A 17,235-nucleotide genomic window follows, 5' to 3' on the forward strand; every position below is an offset into this window, starting at 1 on the left:
TCCCGTGTTTGGTTGCCAGAATAGGTCGTTTGTTCGTTAATGTGGCCTAGTGACTGCCCAATGCGACGACTAGCGGAATCGTGACCAGGCTGAGGATGGTCGAGAGGCTCATCACGGCAATGGCCGGGGCGGCGTCCGCGTGGATCTGCAGGGTGAACAGGACCACGATGCCGGCGACCGGGCAGGCAATCATGATCAGCGTGGTGGTGTAGGCCACGCCGCTGACCCCCAGGACCGTCAGGAGCCCCGCCCCCAGCAGCGGAAAGAGCAGGTTCCGCAGAACCAGGGTCAGACCCAACCAGGGGTTTAACATCTGCCGGCTCACCGTGATCTGCGCCAGGCTGTTCCCGATGACGACCATCGAGAGCGGCGTGTTGACGGACCCCACGGCCTGCACGATGCGGTTCAGCGTGGTGGGCAGGTGCCAGCTGGTCAGGAAAAGAAGCAGGCCGACCACGATGGCGAGAATGTTGGGGTTCAACAGGACCTGGCGGAATTGGTGCTGGGCCGGGGCGTGAAAGAGGCGGACCCCCAACGTCCAGCTGAAGAGGTTGAACCCGGCCAGGGCGACGACGGCGTAGAAGACCCCGGTGCTACCGAAGAGGGCGCTGATCAGGGGAATCCCCATGAACCCGGCGTTGGAATAGATGCTGCCGTACTGGGTGATGCGCCGCAGGTTGGGGTCCTTGAGGTGGCCGAAGATCAGCCAGGCCAACAGGGTGACCAGCAGGTACCAGGCGAACGTGGCCAAGGCGGCCAGGAGAAATTGGTGCATCCGGGAGCCGGAGAAGGGCTGCTCGAAGGCGTTGATGATCAGGCAGGGCGAGACCACGTACAGCAGGATGTTAGTCAGGTCGTTGGCCGTTTGCGCGTGCATGAAGTGACACTTGTTGATGAGGACCCCGATAAGCATGAGGCCAAACATTAAGATGATTTGGGTGGTCAATTGACCGATTTGCATGGGATCGTCTCTTTCCTAAAAGAATCAGGTCGGGTCAAAAAAGGCCGCGAATCGCGGCTCACTTAACCCTTCCCTAGTATAGCGATTTTAGGCCGTCACCGGTAGTTGTTGGCACCGGAAAGTACGACCAGGGACCGTTAGGTAATCAGTGAGTCGGCAGAATGGCCAAGGCACCCGCTTCACGGTATGATAAAGTTATCAAATCATGATGGGCCTTCATCATCTTACCAATGGAAGGATTGGGCAGCGGGTGGTGGATCGGTCAGTCCTGAAGGAGTCCGTAATATGAATTTAATGATATCGACCACGACCTTGGTCCTCGTGGCCGCCCTGAGTATCCTGGTGAATCGTCAGCTGGTTTCCCGAATCTCCGTTAACTACGTGAGTCTGTTCTTCGGGGCCCTGTTAGCTGTGATTCCAGTCCTGAATGGGTTGGTGGCGGCCTTTGATTCAGACGTTTTCATCGGCTTGATTGTGGCGCCACTACTCTTCTTCGAGGGTCAGAGCACCCGCATGAATGCCGTGGGGCGCAACTTACGGCAGATTGTGAGTTTGACGGTGGGGATGGTGATCCTGTGTACCATCGCTGCCGGTTTTGGGACGGCCTGGCTCGCGGCTTTGGGGTTGCCCCTCGCCTTTATTTTGGCCGCGATTAGCACCCCGACCGACGCCACGGCGACCGAGTCGGTCACCATGGGTTTGCGGGTACCACGCCAGGTGGAGACCTCGCTTAAAATGGAGTCGTTGTTCAACGATGCGTCCGGCATCATTTTACTGAACATGGCGGTGTTGTGGTACGTCAACGGCTACATCAACTACGGCCAGACGTTGGGCGACTTTTTGTACTCGGCGGGTGGCGGCATCGTCTTCGGGGCACTGGTCAGTGCGGGACTGATTTACTACCGCCAAACCCTGCTGCGGTCGCGGCTCAACTTTTTGAACAACACCTATAATAACGGGACGCCTCTCAAGGTGATTTACCTGTTGACGCCGTTTCTGATCTACTTTGGCGCGGAAGAACTGAAGGTCTCCGGTATCATCGCGGTGGTCTTTGCCGGTCTGGTCCACAACGCCGAGGGGGAGCGCAGTGCGCTGGCCAACCCCAAGCTGGCCTACGATAGCTTTCAGCTCCTGGACCTAGTCAGTGACATCCTGAACAGCGTGGTCTTTATCGTGCTGGGCATCGTGCTGGTGCGGACGCTGATGGACCCCGGCGTGACCTATAACGGGACGCTGATCTGGATTGGCGTGGGGGTCATCTTGTACCTGGCCAACCTACTGGTGCGGTACCTGTACAGCCGGTTGATGTTGCGGCGGGACAACTATCTGTCCTGGATCTTCGCGCTAGGCGGCATTCACGGGGCCGTGACCTTTGCGTTGGCCTTTACCGTGGCTAGCACGCAGGTGAAGACGGCGGACTTCAACCTGATCCTGATGTCGGAGAGTGTCTTGATCATCTTGAGCATGGTGGTGCCGACAATCCTGTTTCGCTTCATGCTACCGCCAGTCGCGACCGATGCACAGTTCGCCACGAAGGTCCAGCACGTTCGCGACCAGATGGTTCAGGCGGCCATTGAAAAGATCAATACCATGGACCTGTCGACCGAGTTCAAAAACGCGATGATCTTCGACCTGGATTCGCAGAAGGGCCAGACGACCGTGCGGCAGTTCGTCTCCGAATGGCAACGGATGGTGCGTCACGCGGAATACACGTCAGCGGAGATGAACCAGCTGTTGTCGACGTATCAGTGGGCCTTTCAGACCGAACGGGATTATCTGGTCCACCAGTATTATGACACGCATCAGATTTCGGAGGCGCTCTTCAACGTTCTCTACCGGGAGGTCGCCATGGCCGAACTGATGGTTCTCGATTACGGTGGCCGCAGCTAGGGCCCGAGCGGCCTTAGAAAAGCAACGCGATACAAAAACGGCCGTCCCCGCGGGAGACGGCCGTTTCGCTTAGGTTACCTAAGATGGTTCAAGAGTTGTGTCGTGCTTACTGTTGCTTCGTTTCACTCCGCGATAACAGGTAAATCCCATTGACCGCGATAAAGGCGACAATCGCCATGGTCAGACCGATTTGCATTGGTTGGTAGGTCATTTGTTCCAGCGACCGACCGATGTAGCCAATCACTTCGCCGAAGACGATTGCCCAAAAAATAACTACTAGATTTGATTCTAGCCACTTCATCCGCGTCACCTCACAATTCGTTAATCGTTATTAGTTTAACACGATTGCCCGCTCGCGGGTAGGGTCGTTTTGTTGCACCGCCAAATTTCCTAACAAGGGCCAGCGGTTGCCTTGACACCTGAAATTCTGTATAATGTAAAACAAATTGAATGGAACGGGTTGAAGCGACTGCTTTTCAAGAATGGGGTCTTCCTTGGGTTGGGGGGACCACGGGAGAAGTGGGCGCTTTTTTTGCGCGCCGAAGGGGGCAACTTATGGAATTATTACGAGACTTAACGTTAATCTTACTGGCCACCACGATTGTGGGCCATTTCAGTACCCGCATCGGGGTACCCGCGGTCATCGGCCAACTGCTGGTGGGCGTGGTCATGGGACCGGCCTTGCTGGGTTGGCTCAAGCTGACCAGCAGCCTGGAGAGCTTCGCTCAGATTGGGGTCATCATCCTGATGTTCATCGCCGGGCTGGAAAGTGATCTGCAATTATTGAAACGCTACCTGAAGCCCAGCGTGCTGGTGGCAATCCTGGGGGTCATCGTACCGGTGGCCGGGTCCTACCTGGTCGCCGTGAGTTACCACCTGCCCCAGACCGAAAGCCTGTTTATCAGCGTCATCTTCGCGGCGACCTCCGTGTCGATCTCGGTCGAGGTCTTAAAGGAAATGAACGCCCTGAGCAGCCGTGAGGGAACCACGATTCTGGGCGCCGCGGTGGTCGACGACGTGCTGGCCGTGGTGATCCTGAGCGTACTGGTCTCCACCACGGGGACCGCGGTCGGGGGACACGCCTCCGGCAACCTGCTGATCACCACGCTGCTGCAGGTCATCTACTTTGCGGCCATCTACTTCGTGGTCCGCTGGCTGGCACCGTACCTAGTGAAGATCGGCAATCGGCTATTGATCCCGATGGGGCCGACGCTGATGGCCATCATCCTGTGCTTCGGCATGGCCTACGTGGCTGAGGTGGTCGGGCTGAGTGACGTGGTCGGGGCCTTCTTCGCCGGCATCGCCATCTCCCAGACCGACGCGCTGTCCGAGGTCGACCGCCACATCGAGCCCGTGGGCTACGCGGTCTTCATCCCGGTCTTTTTCGTCAGCATCGGGCTGAACATGGACTTCAGCGGCATCGGCAAGCAACTGGGCTTCATCGTCATCCTGACGGTGGTGGCGGTCCTCAGCAAGCTGATTGGCGCCGGTGGCGGGGCCAAGCTGGCCGGCTTCTCGTGGGACAGCTCCCTGGCCGTCGGGGCCGGGATGGTCTCCCGGGGGGAAATGGCGCTGATCATCGCGCAGATCGGGTTCGCCGCGAAACTCATGGGAGCGGCCCGGTACTCGTCTATCGTGACGGCCATCGTGCTGGCGACGCTGATTGCGCCGTTCCTGCTCCGGCTGACCATGAACCGGGTCACCAAGGGGCAACGCGACCGCTCCAAGGTGCGGCCGGTGGGGGAAAACTAGCCGGCTGAAGGTGAAATTAAGCGCAGAGCCTGGGACAAAAGTCTCAGGCTCTTTACTGTCTCCGAATAGTTGGTGGCGAAACGTGCGCCAAAAGGTAGCTGGTTCCGCTTAACCCCGTCAGCCAAACAATCCAAGTTCAGGATCGGCCGTCTGACGACGTGAATGCTCACCAGCTAACCGCAAGACTTTTGGCCCACGCGTTGCCTGTTAATGTAAAAGCGGCACAATCAACGTGGTCCACGCCCAGGAGATGGGCATGACCACCACCATAATGGGGATCATATCGGGCGTGGGGAACATCTTGATGCGCGCGATGCGAAAGCCGCTGGCCAGCATCAGGACCCCGCCGGCGGCCTTGAAGTCGAGGATCATGTCCGGCGTCGTGAGGGGCACCACCAGGTGGGCCACCGAAAAGATGAGCATCAGGATGATGAAGAAGGGCGCGGCGATTAGGGAGACCACGGCCCCCAGGTTGGCGCCGAAGATAATGGCACAGAAGAAGTCGAGGATCGACTTAGAAATCAGGATGCTGGGGTCGCCGCTGATGCCTTCGATCAGGGTCCCGTAGATGCCGGTCCCACTGGCGCAGAACAGGACGATGACGGTGACCATGGTCGCGTCGAAGACGGGTTTGTCGAGCGAAGACGTCGGCTGAAAGAAGCGGGAGATGAAGCGTTGCATGGCCTCGGCCCCCCGGGTGATCAGGGTACCCAGGTGAATCGCCAGGCCGAGGATGGTGCCGATGATGACGGCAAAAATCACGGCCGCCAGATTCTTGAGGGGCGCGATGGCGTAGATTCCCATGGCGATGGAGCACAGGCTGAAGACCAGGTTGAGGTTTTCCTTGAAGGCCGCCGACATGTGCTGGCCCCCAATCGCCCCGACGATGCCTCCCAGTAGGATGGCGCAGGTGTTGGTGATGATTCCAACGGGCATAAAAGCTCCTCCTTTCTAAATGAACGAACACCGTTTAGTCTAGCCGGGGGGCGTGGCGGGAACAATTCCGATTTTGTGTTAAACTATGCTCATTAAGAATAGTGAGAGGGAAAACGGTGGAGACCAGAAGATTAGCAGTATTCGTGGATTTAGCAGAAACCTTAAATTATAGTCGGAGTGCCGAGCGCCTCTTTTTGTCCCAGTCGACCATCTCCAAGGATATCTTGGCGTTGGAGCGGGACTGGCAGGTCAAGTTGGTCGTGCGGGCGCACCGGCAGATTCACCTGACCCGGGCCGGCCGCCTGATCCTGCCGAAGGTCAAACGCCTGCTGCAGCAGGAGACCGAGCTGAACCAGGCCATCGAGCACCGTTTCTGGCAGCGGGAACGACCGCTGGTGATTCAGGGATTGTCGTCGTTGCCCCAGTACCGGGCCTTTCGCATCCTGACCGCCTTCACCCGGCGCTACCCGGAGATCCAGGTGACCTTTCGCGAGGCCAGTCTCGACCACCTGGCCCACGCGTTGGACCAGAAGAACGTGGACATCGTGTTCACCCGGTTAGTCGCGGCAACGCCCCCGGCCTACCAGACGCTGGTGAGCGACCAGGACCAGGCCGTGGTCTTGGTCCCCAAGGATCACCCGCTGGCGCAACGGTCCTTCGTGACCCCGGCGATGCTGCAGGGGGAGCCGCTGTTGGTGCAACGGGACACCCTTAGCCCGCGCCATCCCCTGTACGCCGTCTTCCAGGAACTCGCCACCCAGCCCCAACTGACCTACGACGGGCGGCGGCCGGAACTGTTCTTGGCGCTGCTCAACCAGGGGGCCGGCGTCTCCGTGGTGATGAACCGGGCCTTTGATGGGACCGCCTATCCCAACATTCGCGCGGTGCCCCTGCGGCCCCGGGTGACCAGCCGGTTGGCTTTTCTCAAGCAGGCGGACAACCCGGCGGCCGTGGTCGACCTGTTCTGGCGCTTCGCCGAGCAGGCCCTCCAACCAGCAACGGATACGCATGAGACTTCATAACCAGCCCAAATAACCCGTCCAGCGGAAATTGATGACCGCTGGACGGGTTATTTTAGTCAAAGGATAGGGATTGGGTCACCCGACAGCTGGTGGGGGAGACGGAACTGACCGGGTGGTGCGGCCGTGATGACCGTCCGCTAATTTAAGATGGCAGGTTCGCCAACCGCACGGCATTTTCCAGCAGGATGGCGACCGTGATCACCAGGCTCAGCCCCCATAGAACGGCGGGGGCGGGGAGGTGCCGGCTGACGGCACTGGTCGCCAGCCCGATGACCAAGGCGAGTTGCCACAGGGTGGCCGCGTGGTAGGCCAGCGCTTGGGTGAACCGGTGAAGGTCGTGGGGGTCGGCGACCAATTGGCGTAACTGGACCAGCCGGTGACCCATGGTCCGAATACCGAGGACGCCGCTCACGAACATCACGGCCCACAGCAGAAGCGTGAATCCCACAGTGGTGGGCTGCAGCCCCCGCCAGAGCAGCAGCGCCACGTCAGTACTCAGCGCGGCGGTGAGGAGCAGTTCGAGCGCGATACTCCCGTTGGTTCGCCGCCGGTTGACCAGTCGGCGGACCAACAAGAGGGCTAAGAAGAGAATCAAGCCGATACTGAATAACCAAGTCATCCCTTAAGCCTCCTGTCCGATCTTCAGAATGATTTTGCCCACGGCCTGTCCGGCTTGAGAATAGGCCAATGCCTGGTTGAGCTGGTCAAACGGCACCACCCGGTCGATGACGGGGGTGATGATGCCCGCCTCGACGAATTGGGCGAGCTGGGTCAGTTGGGCCCCGTTGGGTTGCATGAACAAAAACGTGTAGGTGGCGTGGGACTGCTTTTCCAGGCGGGTCAGTTGCCGGGTCGCGAGACCGAACGCCAGGCGTTTCCACCAAGCGACCCCGTAGGCCTTGCCGAAGCGTGCGTTGGGCAGGCCGGCGATGCTGACCACCTGGCCGCCGGGCTTGACGATGCGAAAGGCGTCGGCCAGGGTCTGCCCGCCCCGGGTGTCGAAGACCGCGTCGTAATCCGCCAGGACGTCGGCGAAGTTGGTGGTGTGGTAGTCGATGCTTTGGTCGGCCCCCAACGATTGGACCAGGTCGAAGTGGTCCTCCGAGGTCGTGGTGGCCACGTAGGCGCCGAAGTGCTTGGCCAGCTGAATGGCGATGGTACCGATCCCGCCGGAGCCTCCCTGAATGAGGACCTTTTGCCCCGGCTGGAGGTGCATGATGTCGTGGAGGGCCTGGTAACTGGTGAGACCGACCAGCGGTAGGGCGGCCGCCGCCTCGAAACTCAGATTGCGGGGCATCCGGGCGATGGCGTTGTGGTCAACGGCGATGTATTCTGCAAAGGTCCCGATGCGGTCCTTAGTCACCCGACCGAACACGGCGTCGCCCACCGCGTAATCCGTGACGGCGCTGCCCACGGCCGTCACGGTCCCGGCAAAGTCGCTGCCCAGGATCACCGGCAAGTCATAGGGCAGTAGTAGCTTGAGGCCGCCGTCCTTGGTCTTGAGGTCGATGGGGTTGATGCTGGCGGCCACGATTCGCACCAGCACGTCGTGGGGCCGAACTTGGGGACGGGGGACCTGTTTGATGGTGGGAAACGGTTGGCGATAGGCGTCGATGACGGCGGCTTGCATGGTAGTTGGCATGGAAAGACTCCTTTAATTATATTTGTTTAAACATTTGAACCATAGCAAGGAGTTTAGTCTATTGGTTTAAGATTGTCAACCAATAATGATTGACAAATGGTGGCGGCTATTGTTTAATGGTTTAAGAATATGAACGTAATACTTTTAGAAAGATCGTTGCTAATTTACTGGTTCGACGGGGGATCTGACCACCGCCAACAAGCGGTCAACCGGATATGTTCATATGTTTAAACATCTAAGAAAGAGGGAAGCATGATGACGAACCTATTATTTCAGCCACTGGAACTCCCCAACGGAACGGTCCTGAAGAACCGCTTCGTGAAACCAGCTATGAGCGAGGTCATGGGGGACGCACAATTCCGCCCCACTGAGGCGCTTAACCACCTCTATCAGCGGTGGGCCGCCGGTGGGAGCGGCCTGCTGATCACGGGGAACGTGATGGTGGACGCCACGGCCTTGGGTGAGAAGGGCAACGTCGTGATCGAAGACGACCGCGACCTTCCCCGCTTACGTAACTGGGCCGCGGCGGGGAGCCGTAACGGGGCCCAGACCTGGGTCCAGCTGAACCATCCGGGCCGCCAGTCGCCCAAGCACCTGAGTGCCCAGCCGGTTGCCCCCAGCGCTGTGCCGTTGACGGGAGACAACGCGTTTGCGTTCAACCCGCCCCGGGCGCTGACCGTTGCGGAGATTCACGCCATCGTGCAGCGGTTTGCAACGGCGGCCGCGGTGGTGCAGGCCGCTGGTTTTGGCGGCGTCGAGATTCACGCCGCCCACGGGTACCTGTTGAGTCAATTCTTATCCCCGCTGGCCAACGTCCGCACCGACCAGTACGGTGGCGCGTTGGCCAACCGGATGCGGGTGATTGAAGAGGTCTATCACGCTATTCGGGCTAAGGTGGGACCGGCTTTTCCCATTGGGTTGAAGATCAATTCGGCGGACTTTCGGGATGGCGGGTTCAGCGAAGCGGACTCCCTGCAGGTGATTCATCGCATGGCCGACCTGGGCGTGGACCTGATCGAGGTCTCCGGTGGTAATTACGAGAATACCATGGTCCAGGGGAGTAACCGCGGTGGGGCGTTCTTCATCGACTATGCGGCCAAGGCCAAACGCGGCCTAACGACGCCCATCCTGCTGACCGGTGGCTTTCGGAGTCTGGATGGGATGACGCGGGCTGTGGCGAACGGGGAGACGGACCTGGTCGGGCTGGCCCGAGCGAGCGCGCTGATCCCGGACCTGCCCCACCGAGCGGCGATTGGCCAATTTGACGCCATCGATTTGACCCGGCTCAGTACGGGCATCCGGGCGTTGGACCGGCGCGTCGGGTCGTACATCGGACTCAGCTACTACGAGATGCAGATGGCTCGGCTGGCCCAGGGCAAGGCCGTGCGGGTGACGCGCAACGCGTGGATCCCGTTAGGCTACGCGTTGCGGACCCAGGGACCGTCATTCTTGACGCCCCGGCGCGCCTAGGACGGTTACCGAACAAAGGTAGAACGGTGAGTTGGAGGAACCTTTAACAATTAAAACTGATTTTTCGACCGACAAATCGGGCCTATTAGCTATTAAGGACCAGAATCCTTCACAAAAGTGGTAAAATGAAGCCAGCAAAATTGCACGATTTTCGGGGATGGATTTTGAATCAGAATAGGGGAGATGGGCCATGCAAATCGGGTTCAATCGCCACTTTTATCGGAGCTGGCCGTTCTGGGTCGGCCTCGGATTTCTCATTGCGGACGCCGTTTTGCGGTGGTGGGGCTGGTTTTTAAACGACCCCCTGGGTGTGATGATTGGCATCCTGTGGCTGCTGATTGGGCTGTTCCTGACGCCCGGTGGCCATCCGCACGCCGAATAAGGGTGGACGAAAGTCAGCGAAAGCGTTAGAATTTAATTTCTGGCGCTTTTTTGTTTAGTCAACTTTTAAGTTAACTGGGCTAAAGTGCACGAGGTACCGTCCTGAATTAGGTATGGTTAAACTACTAAAAGGGGAGGTGGCTTCGATGTCTAAACTTTACTACGCGGTTCCCACGTTGGGACTGATTGCTGGGATTCTGGCGTTGGTTCTGATCGGCATGGTGCCGGGCCCGACTACGGGGTTGAGCGTCGTCTTCTGGCGAACCTTCTCCGTGTTGGCGTTTGGCACGGCCAACTGGTTGATTGCGTTGACGTACATGACGCCGACGCGGTTCGGCTTGTACGCCAATACGCTACTATTGATTACGTTGGTGACACTGCTGACGACGTTCGGTCGGCACGCGGTGTCCCAGCTGGGGTTGGCCACGTTTGGCGGCCTGGTAGCGGGGAGCATTCTCTTGATTCTCTGGCTGCACGGGCGTTTACCCAACCGGGTCAACGAACGGGATTACCATTAAAAAGTCTATGATCGAAGGCGCATCCTTCATCGGCATCAGCCGGTGAGGGTGGGCCTTTTTTGTGAGCGCTTAACGGCGGATGGCCCGGTCATTTCAGGGTGGTTGTGGTCAGCGCCTACCAGTCGGCCAGAATAGGGCTGGAACGTGGCCGGCACGACTTTGAGCTCCCCGCACAGCCCGCGCCGATCTCAAAGCTCGGCCTTTCTGTAGCCCGGGAACCCCACCCGGACAACAGAAACGAGGCCACTGAGCCCTATTCTGGTCTCCTTCCCGGCTGGGATGGTCGTCAATTCGTCAGTAAGCGTCGGTTGCGATAAAAAAATGACAACACCGTCTTTGATTCCGGAAGCGACCTGGGCATCATCGACGTCACCGAATTCGCCGGAACCCCCGTGGGTTATCGTTACTAAATCGTCAGTGACGCCCAAAGTTCGCCGCTGGTCAGGCCATCCGCCACCCCGCAACGTGGCGTCGGCGTTTTCCCCCGTGGTGAAATGATTGTTAGCCGGCGTTCTTTGCTGGCTTACAATCAGGCCGAGTTCTGGAAACTCGCCGGGTCTTGGCGAGGTTTCAGAATCGTGCCCACCTCGGGGGAATGAAGCCGACAGAACGGTGCGCCAGTGACCACCAGGTCACCAATATCGACCAACCAGCCTAATCGCCCTATTAACGGAGAACGCAAAAAATCCCACTCAACAACGAGTGGGATTTTTGAATAAGTGGTTTATTTTTTCGCTGCGTGCTTCGAGGATAAGGGGCGCATCCATTCGCCGGAGAACCAGAGCAGCAGGAAGACCGCGAAGCAGGCCAGGCTGATGACGGCACCGAGCCGAAGCCCCGGCGTCCGGTACTTCAGCACGACGTGGTTGTTCCCCCGCTGCAGGGGAACCCCAATCATGCCTTTATAGTTCTTGACCACCGGAATCAGCGACTGGGCGTGCATGACCGACTTGATCTTGACGGGCCGCCCGTTGACCGTTGCCGACCAGCCCGGTGTATCGGGGATCGAGACGTACAGCAAGTCCCGCTGAGCGGTGCCGCGGACGGTCCCAGAGAGCCAGGACACGCCGCTGTCGGACTTGAAGCTGAGCGTCTGTTGGCGCAGCCGCTTGGCCAAGGCCTTGTACAGCGCCTGGTCCAGCGTCATGAATTGGTTATGGTACCCGTCGTTCGGCCGGTCGGTGACGTAGCTGACCTTCAGGACCGTGCCCCGGCTGTGCTGCCCCAGGTCGATGACGTAGCGGTACCCGTCGGCGTTGGTCAGGGGCCGGGCCTTCTTGCCGTTGACCTCTAAGCTGGAGTAGATGATGTTGTTGCGCGGCGAGTAGGCGTGCAGCAGGCCGGTCGCCCCGACCCGCAACGTGACCGTCTGCAGGTACCGTGGATGCTTATCCGTGCTGGCGTGCTTGGCGCCGGCTGGGATGTGGCGCTGGTCGGCGGCCGTGGCCCGCTGGGTGTGGACGTTGAGAATTTTGGCGTCGGCCAGGGTGTTCGGCTTGGCGCCCAACGCGTCGAGGATCTTGACCTGGTTGGTCAGGGCCTGCTGGTCGTCGAGCTGAACGTTGGCCAGCTTGGCCGGCACGGCGAAGCCCAGTCCCGCGTACGCGCTCAGCGGCGTGATCTGTTGTTGCTTGTAGGCGTTCAACCGATATTTAACACCGAGCAGGGTGTCCGTCAGGTGCGTGTAGCCCTGAGGACTGATCCGCCGGACGTTCGGACTGAAGTAGCCGAGGTCGTGCTGGAAGACCCGGGCCTGCTCGACCAGCGTGGACGAGTAGGAACTGACCCCGGGATAGTTGTACAGCAGGGGGTCGTTATAGTGGTTGTAGGCCCCGACGTAGGCTCGACTGATCTGCGCGTGCAGGAACTCGACCCGGTGCAGGTTCTCCTTAGATTTGGAGGCCGCGACCTGGTCTAGCAGGGCCCGGTCGCGCTGGTAGTAGGTGGTAAAGGCGGTCTGGGAGCCAAATTCGATGTTGCGGTTGGCCACCAGGTAGTTGCCGCCCAGTTCGGCCGCGAGCAGCAGCCCCATGGCCCCGATCCGAATCGGGCGCCATTCGCTGATGAAGAGCAGCATGGTGTTGAGTAGCAGGAGTCCCAGCGCGATCCACAGCAGGTGAAAGTCGGGTTGGCTGTGCAGGTACAGCGTGTTATTTAACGAGGGGTCGGCCTTGAAGTAGAGCTTGGGAAAGACGTGGGCCGACAGGAAACCGACCGTCAGCAGACCGGCGCCCCAGACCAGCGCTAAGAACTTCTGCGGATCGTTCATGGTCTGCGCGGGGTGCGTCTGCCAGGCCCGGTAGGCCGTGGTGATCGCCAGAAAGGTGAAGAAGTAGGCGTTGCGGAAGGGAAACCCGGCCGGTTGCTGGAACATGTGCCAGGCAGTGTTGAGCAGGGTGACCCAGAGGCTCAGGCCCATGGCGATCAGCAGCCACATCGACCGTTTCTTCTCGACCGCCAGAATCCGGGGCGACACGAAGTAGACGATGAGCAACAGGAACAGCAGCGTGCCCATGAAGATGGTCGGCGTGTGGTACAGGTGGCTCGCGTAGGTGGTGCCGCCGGGACCGAACTGGGCCAGGACTTCCGGCCCGAAGAGCGGCGTCGGCAGGTAGTTTTGGTAAAAGACGTTGCTCTTGCCGGTCAGCAGCATGCCCTTGGCGGTCGGAATCAGGACGACCATGGTCATCCCGCCGGCCAGCAGCGAGCCGATGATGAACTGCCGGATGGCCGGCCAGTGGATCCGGATCACCGTGCGAAAGGGCGTGGGCGTCGGCTGGTGTTCCACCGTGAGATAGATGAAGTACAGCACGGAGAACAGGCAGGTCATGTACCCCATATAGTAGTTCGACAGGATGGTGAACGTCAGGCTGACCGTGTAGAGGCCAAAGTGGTGCTGGTTGATGATGCGGTGCAGCCCCAGGGCCACCAGCGGCAACCAGATCAGAGCGTCCAGCCACATCATGTCGTAGAAGTACATGGCCACGAAGCCGCAGAGGCTAAAGGCCGTCGAGAAGAGCAGCAGCGACCAGCCGGTGCGCAGAAAGGCGTGGCGCAGGAAGATCGCCATGGTCAGGCCAATCGTGCTGACCTTGAGGATGATGATCCAGCTCAGCGCCGTCGTGATGTGTGTGGCGGGGAACAGGAAGATCAGGAGGTTGAACGGACTCAAGACGTAGTAGGTCAGCAGCGGCACGATGCCGCTACCGGTTCCTAGCGAAAGGGAAAACAGATGGAATTGACCGTGTAGAATGGTGGTGCGCAGGTACTCGAGAATCGGGACGTACTGCGCGCCCATGTCACTAAAGAGTAAATTGCGGTGACCAAACGGCGTGAGTTTTAGGTGCCAAAAGGCCAGGCACATGATGATGAGCGGAATTAAAAAGGCTCCCCCGTACACCCACCGGCTCACGCGGAGCTTGGTTAGGGTGGCTTGATGCTGTTTCATGACAACCCCTCCGAACGTAACAGCTTGTTTTTTTCAGTCAGTTACCGATAAAATTGTGGGGCGGCCGCGGCGGTCGTTCGTGACAGACCGGTCACCGGGCGCCCAATCAGGATAATTCTCCACATTAATAGGATAACATGAAATTATCACGACCAATGCAGTGGTTACAAAGTTCGTTAAGGCACTTAGCCGTTAATCAGGTGCGATGACGCTGATGGCCCCTAATTTCCCCCGACGGCTGATTAGCCCGCTGAATCGCGAACCCAGCAAAGTGTTCCGTTTTATAGTACCGTATTTTCGTGAGGGCACCGTGATAGAGGCATTAATCTTTAAAAAAAATGATGTCTTTGGTAACAAAGTTAACTTAAGGTGGCGTTATCCTTCACCAAGTAGACTATACTTTTAAGTAGCTGATCGACTGAGGTCGTTAACGGCTCCTCACGGCAGTTTGGGGAGCCGGGATTCTGCAACAGTGGGCCCTAGCACCGACCGGTCGGCCAGAATTGGGCTGGAACGTGGCCAGCACGACTTTGAGCCCCTCGCCCAAAACGCGATGATCTCAAAGCTCGGCTTTTCTGTAGCCCGAGGAAACCACCCGGACAATAGAAACGAAGCCACTGAGCCCCATTCTGACCTTCCTCACGGCTAATTGTGGTGGCGGGGTACCTAGGTAGCACGAATTGTGAGTTTTAGCCGCTGCCTAGTATTGCAACAGTGTTTTTGTCACTTAAAGAGAATAAATACGATGCGGATAACATATAATTTATAATAAAGACACGGCGTCCTGCTCGTTGATTGGAAAAAAGGGTAGCGGCATTGACGGGCCATTCTGGTGGGTGATAGGTCCCCATCGCGAACGTGGCCAATCGGGACCGTTTCGTCAGGGGGACCACGCTAGGTTAGCGCAACAGAGGCGACTTGCTGGTCGTGGTGAAATTGATGTTATCTGGCGTTTTGGGCCAGATTACATCAAGGCCGAGTTCCGGAGACCCGCGGGTTTCGGGGCTTCGGAATCGTGCCCACCTCGACCGGCTTGCTCGCCGGCGTGGCGCGCTGGTAAGGCCACTCTAATAAGGTGAACCCATGGCAATCAACTAGCATTCGGCGTCATTTAGTGAAGTAGATAAAAGGAGGACATTTCAGTGAGTACAAAAGCCCAAGTATTAGTGGTCGAAGACGAACGGGAGCTTTCGGCGGACATTGTGGAACTGATCAAGCCCATCTGTGAGCCCACGACGGCCTATGACGGGGAACAGGGAGAATTTTTAGCCAGTCAGGACGTCTTTGACGCCATCATCCTCGACCTGATGTTGCCCGGCGAAAGCGGATTGGACCTGCTGCTCCACATCCGCAACCAGGAGATCTCGACCCCGGTCCTGATCCTGACCGCCAAGGATACGATCGCCGATAAGCTTCGCGGCTTCAACGACGGGGCCGACGACTACGTGACCAAGCCCTTCCACCGAGAAGAGCTCTTGGCGCGGCTCAAGGCGTTACTGAAACGGACCGGTCACCTGAACAGCAGCGACGTGATCACCCTGGGCCAGCTGGAGATCAACACCAGCAAGCATTTGGCCACCTACCAGGATACCCCGTTGACCCTCAAGGGGCGCGAGTTCGACCTGCTGGCCTACCTGGCCGCCAACCCGGGGACCATCATCACCAAGGAACAGATCTTTAACCGCCTGTGGGGCTTCGACTCGGAGACCAGTCTGTCGGTGGTGGAAGTGTACATGAGTAACCTGCGGAAGGAATTGAAGCGGGCCGGCAGTGACCTGTCGATTCGAACGATTCGCAACGCGGGGTACATTGTGGAGGCGCCGGATGAGCAATAAAGCTAATCGAGCCCAGCAGTGGCGCCTCTTCATCAGCAGCTTCGTGGGGTTCTCGATTATCTTTGTTCTCCTGGGCATCATCGTCTTCGTCCTGTTTAGTCGCGCGATGCTGACCAGCACGGATCAGACCCTGCGCGTCGAACGGTCGGCGCGGTTGAACGGTCCTAAGCAGCAAAAGCCGTTCATGCCCAACACCAGCACGCCGCATAAGACGCAACAGTTCAAGGCGTCGGCCCACCCGTTTATGACCACGACGCTGATTTTTAACCCGCGCGGCAAGATTCTGAACCGCACGCAGCTGGGATCGCGCTACGATCAGTTGAAGTCGCTCACCCTGGACAAGTCGGCGGTCGGCCGGCTGCAGACCATCCGTATCGGCGGTAAGTACAATTTCCGGACGTTGCTGGTCAAGGTGCCAAAGAGCAATTCCGATCAGACGATTGCCGGCAAGTACCTGCTGATCATGGAAAACATCGACCCGCAGAAGGCCGCCATGAGTAGCTTTAAAAAGGTCATGCTGATCACCATGGGGGTCTTCTGGCTCCTGTCGATCCTGATTAGCGTCTGGCTGTCGCGCCTGACCATGCGGCCGATTCTGCGGTCGTGGCAGCGCCAGACCGAGTTCGTTGGGAACGCCGCGCACGAGTTGCGGACGCCGCTGACCATTATCCAGAATAAACTGGAGTTTCTGTTGACCAAGCCCAACGATCGGATCATCGACCAGGCGGAAAATATCGCCATCGCCAACAGCGAAAGTCAGCGGCTCCAGAAGCTGACCCACGACCTGCTGGCGTTGGCCCGGTCGGACTCGAACTCGTTGCAGACCAACTTCGAGGCCACCCAGGTCGCCGGCTTCCTTCAGCGGACCATCGAGCCCTACACGGAGATCGCCGCCAGTCAGGGCAAGCAGCTCCAACTGTTACCGGTCACCGACTTTCGGGCGGTCCTGGACCAGGACCTGATTCACCAGCTGATGAACATCCTGATCGATAACGCGATGAAATACTCGCCCAACGGCAGCACCATCACCGTGTCGGCCAAGGTGGTCGGGCGTAAGTGGCAACTGACCGTGGCCGACCAGGGCCTGGGCATCGACCCCCAGGAACGACAACGCATTTTCGACCGGTTCTACCGGGTCGACACATCGCGTAGTCGGCAGACCGGCGGCAACGGTTTGGGACTGTCAATCGCCCACTGGATCGTCGACCTGCACCACGGCACCATTGCGGTCAAGGATAACCAGCCACGGGGCAGTCAGTTCGTGACGACCCTGCCGCTGAACCCGCCGACGGGGATGAGCGGCCACCACGGGAAAAAATAATGACAGTAATGATGGGAAGGGCCCGGGACAATCGTCTCAGGCTCTTTGTTGTCCCGTCA

The 17,235-nt window shown here is 58.7% G+C and carries 14 protein-coding genes; 8 read left to right on the forward strand and 6 right to left on the reverse strand.

The window, feature by feature from the left end; translation table 11 throughout:
• Positions 1–46 precede the first annotated feature (46 nt).
• The gene (locus FD37_RS05620; RefSeq protein ID WP_056964062.1) at positions 47–961 is read right to left on the reverse strand and encodes an AEC family transporter; all 915 of its coding nucleotides are present in this window, start codon (positions 959–961) and stop codon (positions 47–49) included.
• Positions 962–1,246: 285 nt separating this feature from the next.
• Between FD37_RS05620 and FD37_RS05625 the strand changes: the two genes are divergently transcribed.
• Positions 1,247–2,851, forward strand: coding sequence for a cation:proton antiporter (locus tag FD37_RS05625; protein WP_056964064.1), 1,605 nt, complete (start codon positions 1,247–1,249; stop codon positions 2,849–2,851).
• A gap of 106 nt (positions 2,852–2,957) precedes the next feature.
• On the opposite strand, the gene FD37_RS05630 is transcribed toward FD37_RS05625, so the two are convergent.
• A complete protein-coding gene (locus FD37_RS05630) occupies positions 2,958–3,152 on the reverse strand; it encodes a YjzD family protein (protein WP_045807461.1) in 195 nt (64 codons plus the stop codon).
• Positions 3,153–3,406: 254 nt separating this feature from the next.
• Between FD37_RS05630 and FD37_RS05635 the strand changes: the two genes are divergently transcribed.
• Entirely contained in the window at positions 3,407–4,603 is a 1,197-nt protein-coding gene (locus tag FD37_RS05635) for a cation:proton antiporter (protein WP_045807460.1), read from the forward strand.
• A gap of 207 nt (positions 4,604–4,810) precedes the next feature.
• On the opposite strand, the gene FD37_RS05640 is transcribed toward FD37_RS05635, so the two are convergent.
• Positions 4,811–5,539 carry a DUF554 domain-containing protein gene (locus tag FD37_RS05640; RefSeq protein WP_045807459.1) on the reverse strand — a complete coding sequence of 243 codons (729 nt, stop codon included), beginning with the start codon at positions 5,537–5,539 and terminating at the stop codon, positions 4,811–4,813.
• Between the two features lie 116 nt (positions 5,540–5,655).
• On the opposite strand from FD37_RS05640, the gene FD37_RS05645 reads away from it, so the two are divergent.
• Positions 5,656–6,561 (forward strand): LysR family transcriptional regulator, encoded by a 906-nt coding sequence (locus tag FD37_RS05645; RefSeq protein WP_056964066.1) that lies wholly within the window; start codon positions 5,656–5,658, stop codon positions 6,559–6,561.
• A 142-nt stretch (positions 6,562–6,703) separates the two neighbouring features.
• Here FD37_RS05645 and FD37_RS05650 read toward each other — a convergent pair whose 3' ends face one another.
• Positions 6,704–7,180, reverse strand: a complete 477-nt coding sequence (locus FD37_RS05650) for a hypothetical protein (protein WP_056964068.1) — start codon at positions 7,178–7,180, stop codon at positions 6,704–6,706.
• Between the two features lie 3 nt (positions 7,181–7,183).
• Positions 7,184–8,203: an NADP-dependent oxidoreductase gene (locus FD37_RS05655; RefSeq protein WP_056964070.1), complete on the reverse strand. Its 1,020-nt coding sequence runs from the start codon at positions 8,201–8,203 to the stop codon at positions 7,184–7,186.
• 255 nt (positions 8,204–8,458) lie between these two features.
• Between FD37_RS05655 and FD37_RS05660 the strand changes: the two genes are divergently transcribed.
• The 3 genes from FD37_RS05660 (at position 8,459) to FD37_RS05670 (ending at position 10,572) form a co-directional block, all read left to right on the forward strand.
• Entirely contained in the window at positions 8,459–9,673 is a 1,215-nt protein-coding gene (locus tag FD37_RS05660; protein WP_225436341.1) for an NADH:flavin oxidoreductase/NADH oxidase family protein, read from the forward strand.
• Positions 9,674–9,863: 190 nt separating this feature from the next.
• A complete protein-coding gene (locus FD37_RS05665; RefSeq protein ID WP_045807454.1) occupies positions 9,864–10,055 on the forward strand; it encodes a hypothetical protein in 192 nt (63 codons plus the stop codon).
• A gap of 145 nt (positions 10,056–10,200) precedes the next feature.
• Complete coding sequence (locus tag FD37_RS05670) at positions 10,201–10,572, forward strand: hypothetical protein (RefSeq protein WP_045807453.1); 372 nt, start codon at positions 10,201–10,203, stop codon at positions 10,570–10,572.
• A 724-nt stretch (positions 10,573–11,296) separates the two neighbouring features.
• Here FD37_RS05670 and FD37_RS05680 read toward each other — a convergent pair.
• A complete protein-coding gene (locus FD37_RS05680; RefSeq protein ID WP_056964076.1) occupies positions 11,297–14,020 on the reverse strand; it encodes a YfhO family protein in 2,724 nt (907 codons plus the stop codon).
• 1,142 nt (positions 14,021–15,162) lie between these two features.
• Here FD37_RS05680 and FD37_RS05685 point away from each other — a divergent pair.
• Together FD37_RS05685 and FD37_RS05690 are read left to right on the forward strand one after the other, a co-directional pair.
• Positions 15,163–15,855 carry a response regulator transcription factor gene (locus tag FD37_RS05685; RefSeq protein ID WP_045807451.1) on the forward strand — a complete coding sequence of 231 codons (693 nt, stop codon included), beginning with the start codon at positions 15,163–15,165 and terminating at the stop codon, positions 15,853–15,855.
• Positions 15,845–17,176, forward strand: a complete 1,332-nt coding sequence (locus FD37_RS05690; protein WP_056964078.1) for a HAMP domain-containing sensor histidine kinase — start codon at positions 15,845–15,847, stop codon at positions 17,174–17,176. Before FD37_RS05685 ends, FD37_RS05690 begins: the two co-directional genes overlap by 11 nt.
• Positions 17,177–17,235 lie beyond the last annotated feature (59 nt).

The organism is Levilactobacillus spicheri DSM 15429 (assembly GCF_001435095.1).
In the GTDB taxonomy this organism is placed as follows: Bacteria; Bacillota; Bacilli; order Lactobacillales; family Lactobacillaceae; genus Levilactobacillus; species Levilactobacillus spicheri.